This is a genomic window from Pannus brasiliensis CCIBt3594 (genome assembly GCF_036688125.1).
GTDB lineage: Bacteria > Cyanobacteriota > Cyanobacteriia > Cyanobacteriales > Microcystaceae > Pannus > Pannus brasiliensis.
The window spans coordinates 58,657-74,696 of sequence record NZ_JBAFSM010000009.1; the positions used below are offsets into that span (position 1 = coordinate 58,657).

Below are 16,040 nucleotides of genomic sequence, written 5' to 3' on the forward strand. Positions count from 1 at the left end.
TACCGGCTCCTAAAATTTATTTGGTTAGGGAAAACTTGATGTTACGAGCGAGCGGTGTCGCTAGAGGACTGCTGTTGATTCTGTCCTTTATCCTGATTGGATTGATTATTGTTGAAGAAACTAGATTCCCGCTGTTCTTGCCGGTTTTGATCGTTATTTTGGGAATTCTGCCCGTTATTTTGAGCGTATTGATTATCCTGCAAGAATTGGTCATTGTTGGGGGAATAGCCATCCTCTCGATCGTAGCGATCTTGGAAAGTCGGGTTTGACTGTTCCGCGCTCTGTTGTTGGAACCATCCCTCGGCGCGCGCGGTCGCGGGAAGAGAGACAAAGGTAGTCACGGCTAGGAAAGCGATCGCTAAAATCGAGAAAATTCTACGGAGCATATTGAGTTTATCCTTGTTGATAAGACATCGAGAATCGGTAATCATTCCTAACGGGAAGAATTTTGATATTTTTCATTCGTTCTCTAACCGACTCTAGGCTTATCTTATCTAGCGATTTCTACCCTTCAATTCCCCCGATCGGGCGAACCGAGCGGATGAAGTCCTCCAGAAAGGCGGAAGGGGCTAAGGAATAGAAAAAGATAGCACGTTCAAGACGATACTGACACCGGCCGATCGGGTACAAATCTCTCCTCTCAAGAAGAAAAGTGTTCGGGGGGAGTCGGAGCCTCTGCCTTCTGCCTCCTCTGACAAAAACCGAGGGGAATAATTCAATTATAAAAATTTGTAAATTTTTTAAATCTAGAGACGGATAACGTGCATCGATCGAACCGGGTAAGATACAGGACATAAACAACAAATCACTAGCTTGGAATTGGAATCATGGAAACTCGTACACCCACTCCTACCCCCAATATTACGACTCCCGCTCCCGCCTATAACGGAAAAGATCGTAACGCTTTCCTATTCGGCTGGACCCCTCAAGCGGAACTGTGGAACGGTCGTCTCGCTATGATCGGTTTCCTCGCCTATCTCCTCTGGGATCTCGCGGGTTATAGCGTCCTTCGCGACGTGCTTCACTTCCTATCTTATCCCTCCACCTATTAGAAGCTTCGATCTTTCTCCGATGAACTAGCTCCTTCCCATTTGCCAAAAAGCAGACGTGAGGTTTCGTCTGCTTTTTTCGTGTTTAATTGTCGGGCTTTTTCCCGAAACCGTTAATAATAATTGCCCACCTTGCGATGGTGAACGGCGGTTAAACTATCGGGTTTAGAAACGCGTCCGTCGGTCACTTGACTATACACGATCCAGTGATCGTTACACTCCAGGCGACCGCTCACCTCACATTCTAAATAGGCTAACGCGTCCGCAAGAATCGGCGAACCGTGACCGGACGATCGGGTGTTGACCCCGGCGAAACGATCTTCCCCCGGCCCGAACCGTTTAAGGAAGTGTTTCATCAGGAATTGATAGTTTCCTTCCTCCAGAATATTGAGGACGAAACGATCGCCCACCTGTAATAACGACTCGATCGCCCGATCTTTCGCCACCGCGACGGTAAAACCGGGGGGATCGAAACTCGCTTGCATTACCCAGGACGCGACCATCGCCCCGCTCCGATCGCCTTTTTTGGTGGTAATAATATACAATCCGCCGCTAATGCGCCCGATCGCCTTATCGAGATCCGTATCCAGGGATCTCCGCTGTTTTACCTTCGTTTCCTGGGTTAACGCCTGTCCCATGTCCGTCCCGGCTTCCTCGCACCGTTGATAGAGATTATCGGTGGGAATTTCCGGGACGCGGATCGGTTCAAAAGCTTTGGCGAGGCCGATCTCGCGGAATTTGTTCAAAAGCGGGAAAATCGGTTCATCATCTTCGCCGTGGGCCTCGAACATCCCGATCGATTGTTTGGCAGAGACCGAAGCGAGCAGGGTTCCCAGATTGCCGGTGATCTCCGCGAAATGAGCGCCGGAGGCCGGGGGAGTGCCGAGAACGATCCCGACGGCGATCGAGGCGAGTTCCTTCACTTCTTGGGGATCGGCGGATTTGAGATCGAGGGTTTCCACCGCCACCCCGGTTTTGACGATCCCCTTGGCGATCGCTTGCGATAGGCGATCGCTATACCCGTAGTCGGAAACGTAAAACACGGCGACGGTTTTCTCGCCTTTCGTCTGCGCTTGACTCCAGTGGCGATAGCGTTCCATCAGTTCGGCGCGGTTATATTTCAAAACCGGGCCGTGACCGTTAGCGACGAGATTGATCTCTCCGAGCGGTTCCATCCGTTTCATCGCCGAGAGAACCGATCGCGCGTTGGGAGCCATCAGACACTCGTAGTAGAAGCGATAATCGGGTTCGATGACGCTTAAATCTTCATCGTAGAGGTCATCGGAACAGTAGTGCATTCCGAACGCGTCGCAGGTGAACAGAATCCCCGTCGCTCGATCGTAGGTGAAAATGGTATCCGGCCAGTGAAGGTTCGGCGCGTTGATAAATTCCAGGACGTGACCGTTACCGAGGTCTAAAGTATCGCCGTTTTTGACGATCCGGTGTTGGAAGGGGTGATGAACGAGGTCTTCTAGGAACTGGATCGCCACTTTCGAGCCGACGACGGTAACATCGGGGACTAATTCCACAAAATCCCGGACTAGACCACTGTGGTCGGGTTCGGTATGGCTGATGACGAGATAATCGATCGTTTTCGGGTCGATCAATCCGTTCAGCGTATCGAAGTACAATCGGCGGAATTTCTCGTGAGAGGTATCGACGAGGGCGATTTTTTCACCGCGGACGAGATAGGAGTTATAGGTCGTCCCGTTTTGCAGACCGAACTCGATATCGAAGCGATCGCGATCCCAATCTAGAGAACGAATCGCGGTCGTATCCCCCGTGAGTTCGGCGACCTGCATGGATAGGCGTTTCGTCTTGACCGGTGTTGCAACCATCAGCCCCCTCCTGTTTGTTAAGTTTTTTATCTTTCCCCCTATTGTGGCACGGTTTGGGGTAGGTGAGGGGATGGGGGGATGAGCGGAGGGAGATGGGGAGACGAGGGAGGAGGAAGGGTAAAGGGGAAAGGATTCAGAACGCTCTTTTTCCTTTTCCCCTTCCCCTTTCCCCCTTGCCCGAAAAACCTCTCCACTGGGGCGCGACTAACCCGCGGCGCTGGCGGGACGGGTGACGGTTCCCGTGGGGGAGGGTTTGCGGCTGGTGGAATTGGCCTCGATCGGGGCGAATTCGATATGGTTGAGTAGGGTGGTCACGAAAGCGAAGAGTAAAAAGGGCAGGGATAGGAGAACGACGAGGCCGACGGTGGCGAGGGCGAAAATCTGCCGGGTACTACTCCAGAGAGCGAGGCCGGAAGCTAACGTTAGAAAGATGACGATCAACCAGACGATGATCTGTCCGTAGATGTCCCCGAACGTGAGGGTGCAGATCATCCGGTAGTTGCGAAAGTCCTTATCCATAGCTGTGAATCCTTGATGTATTTCCTCTATTTTTTTTAGGGTAGACGGGGGATTCGATCGGGATCGATATTTAAAGATTTTTCTAAACACGTCTTCACGAAACTTCACGATCGACTTTGGAAAAAAATCAAAATTTTTCCCGTACCTGCCGAACCGGAAGACTAGGCTAGAGGGAAAAGACGATCGAACCTAACTTGGAGGCAAGAGCCGGATATGGCAGGCGCGAGTATAGTACAAGAACGGGATTACACCCTGATCATCGATAAAAGCGGTAGTATGTCCACCGCCGATCCCCCGACCGGTCTCTCCCGTTGGGAGATCGCCCGCGAATCCACCCTCGCGCTGGCGAGAAAATGCGAGGAGATCGATCCGGACGGTATAACGGTCTATCTCTTCTCCGGGCGTTTCCGACGCTACGATAATGTCACTTCCGATAAAGTGACCCAGATCTATCAGGAAAACGAGCCGATGGGTCGAACGGATCTGGCCGGCGTACTTCAGGACGCGCTCGATAGTTATTTCCAGCGCAAGGCCGCCGGAAAAACGAAACCCAACGGGGAAACCATTCTCGTCGTCACCGACGGGGAACCGGACGATCGCAGAGCGGTGATGAAACAGATTATCGAGGCATCCCGGAAAATGGAGCGCGACGAGGAACTGGCGATTTCCCTGATTCAAGTCGGTCACGATCGCCAGGCCACCGAATTCCTCAAAGCGCTCGACGATCAACTCGAAGGCGCGGGCGCGAAATTCGATATCGTCGATACGATCACGATCGACGACATGGAAAATATGACCCTAGCCGAAGTGTTACTCAACGCGATTACCGATTAGGTCGATCGGGGAGCGGGGAGTTTTTCGGGGAAAAGGGGAAAGGGGAAAGGGAAAAAGCGTTCTTCATCCTTTAACTTTTGCCCTTTCTCCTAGCCCATCTCCCCACTCCTGTCTCCTGACTCCTGACTCCTGACTCCTGATTTTTGCCGGAATCGCTACGTGAAGAAGAATCGGGCCGTGTTACTCGTGTCTAGATTCGCCCCGATATTAGCGGTGGTAAACCCGGAAATCCCCGTTAGGGTTGCTAAAATCGCGCCGGTTCCGAAACCGCTATTCCCGGCGATCCCGTCCCCCACCCGGAACGCGGTTCCCGTGCTAGAGGAAACCACATCGATCGAGGCGATGTTGGTAAAACTCAGTTTATCGCCGCCGGTTCGGGAGAATTCGTTCACCGTATCGGTTCCGTCCCCGGAATTGTACCGAACGAGATCGACGGCGTTATCGTTATTCCCCAGGTTGAGAACATCATTACCCGCGCCACCGGTCAGAATATCGCCCCCCGCGCCACCGGTCAGGGTATCGTTCCCCGCGCCGCCAGCGAGACTATTATTGCCCCGATTTCCCACGATAATGTTATTTAACTCGTTGCCCGTGCCGCTAATATTGGCCGTTCCCAGTAGGGTTAAATTTTCTAGATTCGCCCCCAAGGTCCAAGTCACGTAGGATCGAACCTCGTCGGTACCGGCGTTCAGACCTTCCGTAATCACATCGTTACGATTATCGACGATGTAAATGTCACTCCCCGCGCCACCGACTAAACTATCGGTACCCGCGCCCCCGTCGAGGCTATCGTTCCCCGCGTTACCGTTGATCGTATCGTTACCGGCTCCCCCTAATAGAGAATCATTCCCGGTCGTCCCGTTCCTCGTGATACCCGCCGTGAAAAGATTCGAGCCGGATTCAACGGCCCCGCTGTCAATTTGACCGTCCGATCGAGCGGCCCCCCGTCCATCGGTCGTCAACCCGGAATTCACGCCGCCATTCACGGCCGGACTCCCTTCTAACAAAGCTCTCGTGAGAATCCCGCCGCCGTTATCCTGCAACGCGCCGAGAAAGGGATCGGCGAGTCGGACGTTATTGGTAATATTCACGTCGCTCGGATCGGTGGGGTTTTTCGGCGGCCATTGAAAATTCCCGCCGCCATCGGTGAATTGAGTGCCGGTATGTTGTTTGATATTCCAAGGATTTCCCCCGTTCTTCGCGGTATTATCGACGGCGATCGTGTTGGTCAGTCTGACATTTAAACCACCGCCCCAAAAAGCCCCGCCCTGAAATCCGGCGCGATTTTCCGCGAAGGTACTATTCGTAATATTCACGGGATTCGAGCCGTTCACGAAGGTTACGGCCCCGCCTAATCCGTTACCAACCCCGTCGTCGGCCACATTGTTAGAAAAGGTACTATTGACAATGCTTCCGGGTGAGGTTTCCCCGACCCACAGACCGCCCCCCTGACTTAAGGCCGAATTATTGGCGAAAGTGGAATTGGCGATCGAAAATTCGGCGTTACCGATCCGTAAACCGCCGCCTAAAGCATCTCCCCTACCGTCTTTGATGACCTGATTATTGAGAATTTGAACTCGATCGAGCGCGATTTTGTCGAGGGCATAGGCGAAGAGAAATAATCCCCCACCTTGTCCCGCGCCTTTATTGCTTTCAAAGCGACTATTGGTAATGGAAATATTCCCGCCGATCGAGTCATTGGTGTAGGCGCTCGCGCCGTCGGTATAAATCGCCCCACCGTAACCAGCGGTCCCGTAGCCCACAGCCCCGGCCGTCGTATCGTTGCCAGTAAAAGTCGAATCTTTCACGATCAATTGACCCAGGAGACTATTGATCGCCCCGCCGTTAATTCCTTTGTTATTGGTAAATCGGGAACCCAGTACCGTTAAACTCCCCTCGCTTTTAGTTGCGATCGCCCCCCCACCCCTCTCACTACGGGCGGAAGTTCCGTCATTGCCGGTAAACTGACTATTAATTACGGTGGTATTACTCCTCCAACCGGTGAAGATCCCTCCCCCGAAAGCGGCAACATTATTATCGATCTGGCAATTCTCGACCTGTAAAGTCGTGTAGGAGGCCGTTTTAATCGCCGCCCCCGCGGTCGCCTCGTTATTGGGATCGGTTCCGCTTAGTTTGCCGTTCGTCAGGATGAGATTTTTAAAACTTACGTTGACCCCTTGATAGTTGGCATTGTTCAATACTTCAAAGATACGACTGGCGTTATTTCCGCTAATTTTTAATCCCGTCGCACCCGAACCATCAATGGTGAGATTTTTATTGATATTTAATTGTCCGCTCGTGAGCGTGATGATCTTGTTGGCTAGGGTAGAGGAAAATTGAATCGTATCTCCCGAAGCGGCACTGGCGATCGCCTGTCTCAAAGAACCCGCCCCGCTGTCGGCATTGGTCGTCACGGTGATAATTGCCATATTTTTATATAGTTTCGATCGAAACTATCTACAAGGTTAATTATTTTTTGATCAAAAATTTAATCGTGCTACACTTTTTTAGTGTAGTCTGAATATAGAAATAAAAAAAACAGTATATGTACCGAAACCGATAGGCGGTATATTTACCGAAACCTATCGGGACTTTTTCGATCCGGTTCGGTAGAATTTACGGTTCTTACGAGGTTATGGTGATAAGCGAATCTTATCGAAGAAAAGGCGTATGCTTCATGCTCCTACCCTCAACACATCGAGCGATGGTCGGGCGCGAGTCTCGCGCTCGAATGTAACGTGGGAAATATTTTTCACCTCTCATACCCTTCATTGTTGAAGGTCTAAAAAATTCAAAAATTAGAATTATCAAAGATAAATTAGCTATCTTTTTGAAGTTTTTGGCGATAATATTCTGTCTTATGATTCCTAACTTTCTACCAGCAACTCAAGGCATTATTCCAATGATAAATCTCTTGGATTTGTCATGCCAATCTTGAAGATATAAATCGATTAATTCCTGATAAGAAATATCCTTTTCCTTAGCTTTCTTCTCAAAATACTTAATTACTTCAATTCCTAAAAACAAGGTTCCTTGTTGCTTTAATTGTCGGAAAAAAGAATTAGGACGACTTTTCAGGTTAGCAAGGTCGTATTCACGTTTCATCAGGATTATCCTCTATATTGTTGACTTTCGTTTTTAGTAGCTTTTCGGGCTAAAAATAATTCTAATTACCGATTCTTCTCCCTGTAAGTCGTATTATTTTTACGACAATTAAATCAATTTATAGAGAAGAAACTGATTGATAGGGAATGATTTCTTCTAGTTTGTTTCCTAAATTTTCTCTGGCTACATCCAATTCATAGGCTTTTTGTAAATTCATCCATAGTTCAGCACCGGTAGTAAAGAAACGTCCTAACTTTAAAGCGATGTCTCCCGTGATATTCGCGTCTCTTTGTAGGATTCGGAAGAGAGTTTCTTCCGAAACATGAATTCTTTGGGCAAGCTGAGAAATAGTAAGATCGATTTCTTCTAATTCATCCGCGAGAATTTCACCGGGGTGAATTGGTCTCTTCCACTCGTTCATCGTAAACCTCCCTTAATGATAGTCAACAATTTCAACGTTATAGGGCGCATCATCCCATAAAAAACATATCCGATATTGGTCATTGATCCGAATACTGTATTGACCGATTCTATCTCCTTTTAATCGTTCCAAGCGATTGCTCGGTAATCCCGCTAATGCCTCTAATGTATTGGCACTATCTAAAATTCTTAATCTTTTGAGAGCGAGTCTTTCTATCCCGGAGAACTTTTTGACGAACTCCCGATTATAAAGTTTTTCCGTATCTTTACAACGAAAACTTTTAATCATAGACTATTTCGCTTCTTGTACGGGATCGAACCCTGAAGATTTGATTCTCTCTCTCTCTCTTTGTCTTGGATACTAGCTTCATAACGAATCATATCTTGTTTTCTCCCTCGGGAGAATCCACGGAAGACTGTTCGGAGGGATGGCTTTTTTTCCGAAGCTAAGATGAATTTAATGATGAATCGATCGAGATTGTCCGATCGCTTTTCCGGGAAGAGAATATTTTAAAGATCATTGGTTGACGGTGGTTGTCGATCGCATAACGCCATTATAACCATCGGGTTTTCCCGCGAGAGACAGACGCGGCGGGCGAGAAAACCCGATCGAACCGTAAAAGGTCGCGCTCGGATTCGGGAAAAGGCGAACGAGAGGAATCCCTCTCGCGGTTCCCCCGATCGCCCACGAGTGTAGTACAATATATTTCAAGGTATGCTAAAACACCTCAAAGCCAAGAGGAGAAGGAAACTACTACAATAAAAAAGTGAACGAATATCCCTACTCTCCCTTACGGTCTCTTCTAGAAGGTCACTGGTTCAAGCTGATTTGCGGGGCCAGTTACCAGGATCTTCCCACGATTCGCGATCTCGCCCTCGTCTATACGCTGGCCGGGGCGGATTGTATCGATGTGGCCGCCGATCGAGCGGTGATCGAGGCGGCGCGGGAGGGCATCGAGAGCGCGGCAAAAATCCCCGGATTCGCCCGAAAAACCCGCCCCTGGCTGATGGTCAGCCTGAACGACGGCGAAGACCCCCATTTCCGCAAGGCGCTATTCGATCCGAACCTCTGCCCGATCGACTGTTCCCGTCCCTGCGAGCGGATCTGTCCGGCTAACGCGATCGACGCGAGCGGGGTGATCGATCGACGCTGTTACGGTTGCGGGCGCTGTTTACCGGTCTGTCCGTTGGGGTTAATCGAAACCCGGTCGCGGATCGTCGAACCGGGCGAGATCGTGCCGATTTTGCTCGAAACGGACATCGACGCGATCGAGATCCACACCAGTGTCGGCCACGAGGAATCCTTCCGACGACTCTGGGAAGCGATCGCCCCCGCGACCGAAAACTTAAAAATACTGGCGATAAGCTGTCAAGATCATGAAAATTTATTCGATTATTTGCGCTATATACGGGAAACTATCGGGAAATTATCCTGTCCTCTAATCTGGCAAACCGATGGTCGTCCCATGAGCGGCGATATCGGCAAAGGAACCACCCACCCGGCGATCGCGATGGCCCGAAAAGTTCTCTCTAGCGACTTCGGGGGATTCGTGCAATTAGCCGGAGGCACCAACGCCCACACGGTCACAAAATTAGAACAGATGGGATTACTCGGAAAAATCGCCGGGATCGCCTACGGCAGTTACGCCCGATCGATCGTCCTCCCGATTCTCGATCGAATTCCCACCGCTACCCTCGAAAACCATCCCGAAAGTTTACGGGAAGCGACGGGGATCGCGATCGATCTCGTTTCCGGGTTGAAAGATCGAGCCGTGACGCGTTGACCGGATCGCCTACATTGACAGACGCGAATCGAACGCGTTATACCCTGATAAATTCGTTTTCGGAAAAAATCTCCTATTATCTCGCCAAGCCCCTATTATTGATGCCAGAACAAACTCTTTCCTCTCGAATGCAAGTGACCGACGATTTACACAAACTGTTGGCGATCCTACCCGATCGAATCCGGGCCAGAGTAGAGGAACACCCGAAACTAGATTCCCTGATCGAGGTCGTCATGGACTTGGGGCGCTTGCCGGAAGCCCGTTTTCCCGACGGCGCGATGGATCTCGACGATCGACCGATCGCTCGCGAGGATCTAGAATACTGTATCGATCGGGTGGGAACTTTTAGCGGCGATAATCGCGCGGGCATCGAGCGAACCCTGCACCGCATCAGCGCCATCCGCAACCGCACCGGGGAGATTATCGGTCTAACCTGTCGCGTCGGTCGCGCGGTTTTCGGAACCATCACCCTGATCCGGGATCTGGTGGAAACGGGAAAATCCTTACTCCTGCTCGGTCGTCCGGGAGTGGGGAAAACCACGGCATTACGGGAGATCGCCCGCGTCCTCGCCGATGATTTCGGCAAACGGGTCGTCATTATCGATACCTCCAACGAGATCGCGGGGGACGGGGATATCCCTCACCCGGCGATCGGTCGCGCCCGTCGGATGCAGGTCGCCCGGCCGGAATACCAGCATCAGGTGATGATCGAGGCGGTCGAGAACCATATGCCGGAGGTGATCGTTATCGACGAGATCGGTACGGAACTAGAGGCCCTGGCGGCCCGGACGATCGCCGAACGGGGGGTACAGTTAGTGGGAACCGCCCACGGCAATCGCTTGGAAAATTTAATTAAAAACCCCACCCTTTCCGATCTCGTCGGTGGGATTCAGGCGGTCACGCTGGGAGACGAGGAGGCGCGACGACGGGGTTCGCAGAAAACGGTTCTCGAACGCAAGGCCCCGCCCACTTTCGAGATCGCGATCGAAATGCTCGAACGTCAGCGCTGGGTAATTCACGAGGACGTTTCGGCGACGATCGATCAACTCCTGCGCGGCCGGGAGATGCCGGGCCAGATCCGCACCGTGGACGCGGACGGCAACGTGCAAATCGAGCGGGAAGAGGTCAAACAACCGATCCCCCTCAACACGAGAGGTAACTATCCCCTGGAACTCGCGACCCCGAAACCGACCGGGTGGCGCGCGTCGGGACGGATGGCACCGGTGTCTGGGCCGAAAACCCCCGCGAAAGCGGAAACGGATTTCGATCGACTGCTCGATCGATCGTGGTTACAGGAGGAGCCGGAAACGGATAAAGTACGCCTTCCGGGGCCGAACGGGGAGGACTGGCCGGTGTACGTTTATCCTTACGGGGTCAGTCGATCGCAGATGGAACAGGTCGTCCGGGCGCTCGATCTGCCGATCGTTCTCACCAAGGATCTCGACGGCGCGGACGCGGTTCTCGCCCTGCGATCGCACGTTAAAAACCAGTCGAAATTGCGCCAGATCGCCAAAGCCCGACAATTACCGATTCACGGCATCAAATCGAACACGATCCCGCAAATTTCCCGCGGCTTAAAGCGGATCTTGGGGATCGACGACCCGATGAATAGCGAGGGCGCGGACGTGCGTTTATTCGCCCGGAGCGGCAGTGACGACGAGATCGAGGCGCTGGAGGAGGCGCGGCTGGCCGTGGAACAGATCGTTATCCCGACCGGTCAACCGGTGGAGCTATTGCCCCGATCGGCGATGGTTCGGAAAATGCAACACGAGCTAGTCGAGCATTACCGTCTCCACTCCGATAGTTTCGGCGAGGAACCGAATCGACGCTTACGCATCTATCCGGCGTAAGATTTTGGAGATGGGGGGATGGGGAGATAGGGAATATTTTCGGAAAAGACCACTTTTAATGGATTCATCTTTCCCCTTTCCCCTTCCTTCCTGCCTCCCGCCCTCTGCCTCCCGAAAATGAAACGACGCACTTTACTACTAACGGGAACCGGGACCGCGCTCGTCGCGATCGGGTTACACCAGTGGTCTCGCCGGTGGCGACCTCCCGATCCGAGGGCGAGTATTCCCCTCGACAAGCGGATCGATCTCTGCTTGAACCTCGCCAAGATCAAGGTCGCGATGACGATCGACTGGCTCGACGCTTTTTCCTACAAGGGAATTGTCTATCCCTACGTTACCCGGCCCGATCGATTTAACTTTAGTCTCCGACGGCTGATCCAGAGACGCGGGACTCCACCCAACGGGTCTTGGACGCTGGAAAAAGCCGATTTCTGGGCGGCGGGCGCGTTTCCGGCGCTGTTGTGGAAAATATCCCTGTTAGAAATCGATCCTTACGATCGGAGCGTTTGGATGGCGGCGGCGAAAAAGTGGAGCGATCCCTTATTAAGCCCCGATCTCGGTCATAAAGATATTACTTTAAATAATCTGTTCGTTTTCGCTCCCTGGTACGAGACGGGAGAGGGCAAAGAAAAACAGAACGCGCTCGATCGAATGTTAGCCGGCGCGAGAGAGATCGCCCGTCCCTTTGAAAATGGCGAGGGAAGTTTTCACCCCGATATCGGAACGTTCGGTTGGCTCAGAACGGCCGATCGTACCGATAACCGCGAACACTGGCACGTTTTCATGGATCACGCCATCAACGTCGAACAACTTCTCGGGGCCGCCCGCTACAACCCGGACAAGAAAGAAGCGGCGGACTGGCAGGAAAAAGCGATCTCCCATCTTCGCGTCCTGAACCGCACCTTCGGGGTGAACCGTCGTCCCGGCAAGTCGGGAACGTGGCAGAGAGGGTATTTCGATCACGATGTCAATTCTCCAACTTATACAAATTTCTTATTCAATGAGGGAAAACAGGGCTGGCGGGATGATAGCACCTGGTCACGGGGTCAGGCGTGGTTTATCTATAGTAGTTGCGTCACTCACGCCTACACGGGCGATGCCGGTACGCTCGCGGCCGCGAAAAGCGCGATCGATTATTATCTCGAAAATCTGCCCGATCGCTTTCCCGGCGGCCGGAGACGGGCGGGCGATTTTATTCCCCCGTGGGATTTCGATTACGCGCTCGTTCAAGACGCGGACACGAATCGGGATTCTTCCGCGGCGGCGATCGCGGTCGCCGGGATGATCCGTTTACTGAAGGTACTACCGAGGGAGGATGCCAACTACGAGTATTACCGGCAGTCGATCGAGAATATCCTGCTCCAACTCACCTCCTTTCCCTACTTTCCCGACGAGACGAGCGTGGAGATGAGTTTATTGCGCCACGGTTGTTACCATCACCCGAAATCGCTCACCCCTAGCGATATTTACGATACCGGGACGATCTGGGGGGATTATTTCCTGATCGACGCGTTGGCGGAATATCGATCGATGCGGCGAGCGTGACTCCCGAAATTCACCCCGCGCGACACACCCGATCGCGGCCGGAGCGTTTCGCTCGATACAAACCCTCGTCCGCCACTCGAAACAGTTCCGCCGGGGTCGTGCCGTCTTCGGGAAAGGCCGACACGCCGATCGAGACGCTAATCGAGGATAATTCGGGATGTTCCCGCGTTAACTTCAATTCTCGAACCCCCCGGCATAACTCTTCCGCCCGTTTGCGGGTATCTTCCCGAGAACTATCGAGGAGGACGAGAACGAATTCTTCTCCCCCGTACCGACAGGCGATATCCGACTGACGGGTATTCGTTTTTAAATAATCGCCCAGCGCCGCTAATACCTTATCTCCCGTCTCGTGACCGAAAGTATCATTAATCCGTTTGAAATGATCGATATCGAGGAAAATAATGCCGATCGGTCTTCCATCCCTCGCGCATCGGTTAAATTCACGCTCTAGAGTCGCTTCTAAATAACGGCGATTGTACAATCCCGTCAGGGGATCGGAAAAACTGAGCGTTTGTAAACGTTCCCGCGCTTGCAAATTAGCCAGCCCGAGGGCGATCTGTTTGACGGTCGTTTTCGCTAACTCCCTCTTTTCCGGGGTTAACCGCCGGGGATCGTCAAAAACGAGATACAGGAACCCGAGATTTTCCCCTCGCGCCTCCAGAGGCACCCGGAGCGTCGCGGGCGAACGATCTCGAACTGCTTGCAGCAGCGCTTCGCTCCCGAGAAATCCGACCGCGTTTTCCGGACGGGAAAGCCGGTCATTCCGGGCGGGAAAATCGGGATGGTTTGGGATTTTTCCCCAAACCGCGACCGACTCCCACGAGGGACGGTAGTTTCCGGCGAGAAAAATCGCCCCCGAACTACCGGGAAAGAGCGCGTGTAATCGATCGGCGAGCGTGTTCCCTATTTCGGCGACCGTCGGACAAGTTTGCAGGAAATCGACGATCTCTCCTAAACGGTTCATCTCTTCGACACGGGTTTCTAGCTCTCGAACCCGCTCGATCAATCGCTCGTTGAGTTCCCGCAAACGGATTTCCGTCGCCTCTCGTCTGGAGATTTCCCGCGCGAGATCCGCCGTTTCCGGTTGTTCCCTTCCTTTCGACCCCGGATTCCAGCCGAGGATTAGATTTCTGGCAGAATTCATTGTGACTATCTACAAAGTTGACAAAATCAGGAGCTATGAAAGAGATTTTGAGGTTTTAGGGGATTTCGCGAGCATTTATCCTTGATCCTTCCTCCTGACTCTGTATCTAACCGAGCCATTTCGCGTTTTCCCAGAAGCCCGATTCCCTCGATCGAAGAATCGGGGGGCGAGCGGGTGAGAACGGTGTGCCGGCAGTGACGGGAAGCCGAACGGTAGATACGGGCTGGAGAGGGTGAGAATGAAGGGGACGGTCGGGATAATCGGGGACGATCGGGTTCTCGGAGGAAACGATCGATAGCCCAATCTATCAACGAGTACCCGAAACACGCGTCCGGCTTTAGACGGGGATCTGTGATCGGGGTCACAACTAGGAACACGGCCCGATCGGATCGCCCGGCGATCGCGCGATCGACCCCGAAAAACGCGTCGATCGGTAGATTTGCGAATGTAACCTATTGAAATATGATAAGGGGTTTTGACAAAAAGTAAACTTTTGTAAAGGTACTTGTTAAGCTCTATTGCAAAATCGCCCGCGGTCGGGAAAGCCCGTTCCTAGCGACAAAACCTCTGTGGTACACTGCAAACCGTACTCGCTCGTAATCTGTTTAGGAGAAAACCGGAGTGTTAAGGGTCGCTGTTGTGGGTTCAGGGCCGGCCGGCTCTTCGGCCGCTGAAACATTAGCCAAAGCAGGCATTGAAACCTATTTATTTGAACGTAAATTAGATAACGCCAAACCCTGCGGTGGAGCGATCCCTCTCTGCATGGTGAGCGAATTCGACCTCCCGCCGGAAATTATCGATCGGCGGGTGAGAAAAATGAAAATGATCTCGCCCTCGAACGTGGAAGTCGATATCAACCTCGATAATCAAGACGAATATATCGGGATGTGCCGTCGGGAAGTCATGGACGGGTTCATGAGAGAACGCGCCCACAAACTCGGCGCGCATTTAATCAACGGAACCGTCTACGGTCTCGACATCCCCACCAATAACACCGATCCCTATACCCTTCATTACGCCGATCACGCCAACGGCAACGCTCAAGGGGAAATGAAATCCCTGAAGGTGGACGTGGTAATCGGCGCGGACGGGGCGAACTCCCGGATCGCGAAAGCGATCGACGCGGGCGATTATAACTACGCGATCGCTTTCCAAGAGCGTATCCGTCTGCCGCGGGACAAGATGGCCTATTACGAAAACCTCGCCGAGATGTACGTGGGTAAAGACGTTTCCCCCGACTTCTACGCGTGGGTATTCCCCAAATACGATCACGTTGCCGTCGGTACGGGAACGATGAAAGTGAATAAAGCGATGATCAAAGATCTCCAGACGGGTATCCGTACCCGCGCCGCGAGTCGTCTCGAAGGTGGGGAGATTATTAAAGTGGAAGCGCACCCCATCCCGGAACACCCCCGGCCGCGTCGGGTGGTCGGTCGGGTAGCCCTCGTCGGCGACGCGGCGGGAACCGTGACCAAATCTTCCGGGGAAGGTATCTACTTCGCCGCCAAATCCGCCCGGATGTGCGCGGAAACGATCGTCGAGGTAACGAACGGCGGTCAACGGATTCCCACCGAGGACGAGTTAAAACTCTACCTGAAACGTTGGGATAAGAAGTACGGTATGACCTATCTGGTGTTGGACATCCTCCAGCGCGTTTTCTACCGCACCGACGCGACCCGCGAGGCGTTCGTGGAGATGTGTTCCGATAAAGACGTGCAGAAGATGACTTTCGATAGTTATCTGTATAAAACGGTCGTCCCCGCGAATCCTCTGGTGCAGATGAAGATTACCGCTAAAACGATCGGTTCTCTTCTCCGCGGTAACGCGTTGGCCCCTTAACGATTCCTTCGATCGAGATAACGAAACCCGATCCCGGATGTACGGCGATCGGGTTTCGGGTTTTGGCGATCGAGTATCCTTATCACAATATTTCAATCTAATGAGGCAACGAA

Annotated in this window: 14 protein-coding genes and 1 pseudogene; 6 read left to right on the forward strand and 9 right to left on the reverse strand. The window is 52.5% G+C overall.

The genetic code is table 11. From position 1 onward, the window contains the following. Nucleotides 1–41 precede the first annotated feature (41 nt). On the reverse strand, nucleotides 42–386 hold the full coding sequence (locus V0288_RS06135) for a hypothetical protein (protein WP_332864165.1): 345 nt from the start codon (nucleotides 384–386) through the stop codon (nucleotides 42–44). Between the two features lie 441 nt (nucleotides 387–827). Here V0288_RS06135 and V0288_RS06140 point away from each other — a divergent pair, with 441 nt between their 5' ends. Continuing rightward, nucleotides 828–1,052, forward strand: coding sequence for a chlorophyll a/b-binding protein (locus V0288_RS06140; protein ID WP_332864166.1), 225 nt, complete (start codon nucleotides 828–830; stop codon nucleotides 1,050–1,052). Nucleotides 1,053–1,162: 110 nt separating this feature from the next. Here the strand turns inward: V0288_RS06140 and V0288_RS06145 are convergent, their stop codons facing one another. Both V0288_RS06145 and V0288_RS06150 read right to left on the reverse strand, forming a co-directional pair. After that, nucleotides 1,163–2,887, reverse strand: coding sequence for a diflavin flavoprotein (locus V0288_RS06145; protein WP_332864167.1), 1,725 nt, complete (start codon nucleotides 2,885–2,887; stop codon nucleotides 1,163–1,165). Between the two features lie 204 nt (nucleotides 2,888–3,091). Further along, complete coding sequence (locus V0288_RS06150; protein ID WP_332864168.1) at nucleotides 3,092–3,406, reverse strand: hypothetical protein; 315 nt, start codon at nucleotides 3,404–3,406, stop codon at nucleotides 3,092–3,094. Between the two features lie 213 nt (nucleotides 3,407–3,619). Here V0288_RS06150 and V0288_RS06155 point away from each other — a divergent pair, with 213 nt between their 5' ends. Beyond that, nucleotides 3,620–4,240 (forward strand): vWA domain-containing protein, encoded by a 621-nt coding sequence (locus V0288_RS06155; protein ID WP_332864169.1) that lies wholly within the window; start codon nucleotides 3,620–3,622, stop codon nucleotides 4,238–4,240. A 155-nt stretch (nucleotides 4,241–4,395) separates the two neighbouring features. Here V0288_RS06155 and V0288_RS06160 read toward each other — a convergent pair whose 3' ends face one another. The 5 genes and pseudogenes from V0288_RS06160 to V0288_RS06180 form a co-directional block, all read right to left on the reverse strand. Further along, complete coding sequence (locus tag V0288_RS06160) at nucleotides 4,396–6,669, reverse strand: beta strand repeat-containing protein (protein ID WP_332864170.1); 2,274 nt, start codon at nucleotides 6,667–6,669, stop codon at nucleotides 4,396–4,398. 465 nt (nucleotides 6,670–7,134) lie between these two features. After that, nucleotides 7,135–7,345, reverse strand: a pseudogene (locus tag V0288_RS06165) (antitoxin). A gap of 118 nt (nucleotides 7,346–7,463) precedes the next feature. Continuing rightward, a complete protein-coding gene (locus V0288_RS06170; protein WP_332864172.1) occupies nucleotides 7,464–7,766 on the reverse strand; it encodes a HigA family addiction module antitoxin in 303 nt (100 codons plus the stop codon). Nucleotides 7,767–7,778: 12 nt separating this feature from the next. Further along, complete coding sequence (locus tag V0288_RS06175) at nucleotides 7,779–8,054, reverse strand: type II toxin-antitoxin system RelE/ParE family toxin (protein ID WP_332864173.1); 276 nt, start codon at nucleotides 8,052–8,054, stop codon at nucleotides 7,779–7,781. A gap of 228 nt (nucleotides 8,055–8,282) precedes the next feature. Next, entirely contained in the window at nucleotides 8,283–8,477 is a 195-nt protein-coding gene (locus tag V0288_RS06180; protein ID WP_332864174.1) for a hypothetical protein, read from the reverse strand. 55 nt (nucleotides 8,478–8,532) lie between these two features. On the opposite strand from V0288_RS06180, the gene ldpA reads away from it, so the two are divergent. The 3 genes from ldpA (at nucleotide 8,533) to V0288_RS06195 (ending at nucleotide 12,944) form a co-directional block, all read left to right on the forward strand. Further along, complete coding sequence (gene ldpA / locus V0288_RS06185; protein WP_332864175.1) at nucleotides 8,533–9,549, forward strand: circadian clock protein LdpA; 1,017 nt, start codon at nucleotides 8,533–8,535, stop codon at nucleotides 9,547–9,549. Nucleotides 9,550–9,650: 101 nt separating this feature from the next. Then, a complete protein-coding gene (locus tag V0288_RS06190; RefSeq protein ID WP_332864176.1) occupies nucleotides 9,651–11,399 on the forward strand; it encodes a R3H domain-containing nucleic acid-binding protein in 1,749 nt (582 codons plus the stop codon). A 117-nt stretch (nucleotides 11,400–11,516) separates the two neighbouring features. Further along, complete coding sequence (locus tag V0288_RS06195) at nucleotides 11,517–12,944, forward strand: hypothetical protein (RefSeq protein WP_332864177.1); 1,428 nt, start codon at nucleotides 11,517–11,519, stop codon at nucleotides 12,942–12,944. Between the two features lie 10 nt (nucleotides 12,945–12,954). Here V0288_RS06195 and V0288_RS06200 read toward each other — a convergent pair whose 3' ends face one another. Then, nucleotides 12,955–14,088 (reverse strand): GGDEF domain-containing protein, encoded by a 1,134-nt coding sequence (locus V0288_RS06200; protein WP_332864178.1) that lies wholly within the window; start codon nucleotides 14,086–14,088, stop codon nucleotides 12,955–12,957. Between the two features lie 621 nt (nucleotides 14,089–14,709). On the opposite strand from V0288_RS06200, the gene chlP reads away from it, so the two are divergent. Then, nucleotides 14,710–15,927: a geranylgeranyl reductase gene (chlP, locus tag V0288_RS06205; RefSeq protein WP_332864179.1), complete on the forward strand. Its 1,218-nt coding sequence runs from the start codon at nucleotides 14,710–14,712 to the stop codon at nucleotides 15,925–15,927. Nucleotides 15,928–16,040: the final 113 nt, after the last annotated feature.

Coding starts and splice junctions, on each gene's coding strand:
- V0288_RS06140 (WP_332864166.1), top strand. CDS start 828: ATGGAAACTCGTACACCCACTCCTACCCCCAATATTACGACTCCCGCT.
- V0288_RS06200 (WP_332864178.1), bottom strand. CDS start 14,088: ATGAATTCTGCCAGAAATCTAATCCTCGGCTGGAATCCGGGGTCGAAA.
- V0288_RS06145 (WP_332864167.1), bottom strand. CDS start 2,887: ATGGTTGCAACACCGGTCAAGACGAAACGCCTATCCATGCAGGTCGCC.
- V0288_RS06135 (WP_332864165.1), bottom strand. CDS start 386: ATGCTCCGTAGAATTTTCTCGATTTTAGCGATCGCTTTCCTAGCCGTG.
- V0288_RS06155 (WP_332864169.1), top strand. CDS start 3,620: ATGGCAGGCGCGAGTATAGTACAAGAACGGGATTACACCCTGATCATC.
- V0288_RS06175 (WP_332864173.1), bottom strand. CDS start 8,054: ATGATTAAAAGTTTTCGTTGTAAAGATACGGAAAAACTTTATAATCGG.
- V0288_RS06190 (WP_332864176.1), top strand. CDS start 9,651: ATGCCAGAACAAACTCTTTCCTCTCGAATGCAAGTGACCGACGATTTA.
- V0288_RS06160 (WP_332864170.1), bottom strand. CDS start 6,669: ATGGCAATTATCACCGTGACGACCAATGCCGACAGCGGGGCGGGTTCT.
- V0288_RS06170 (WP_332864172.1), bottom strand. CDS start 7,766: ATGAACGAGTGGAAGAGACCAATTCACCCCGGTGAAATTCTCGCGGAT.
- V0288_RS06150 (WP_332864168.1), bottom strand. CDS start 3,406: ATGGATAAGGACTTTCGCAACTACCGGATGATCTGCACCCTCACGTTC.
- V0288_RS06195 (WP_332864177.1), top strand. CDS start 11,517: ATGAAACGACGCACTTTACTACTAACGGGAACCGGGACCGCGCTCGTC.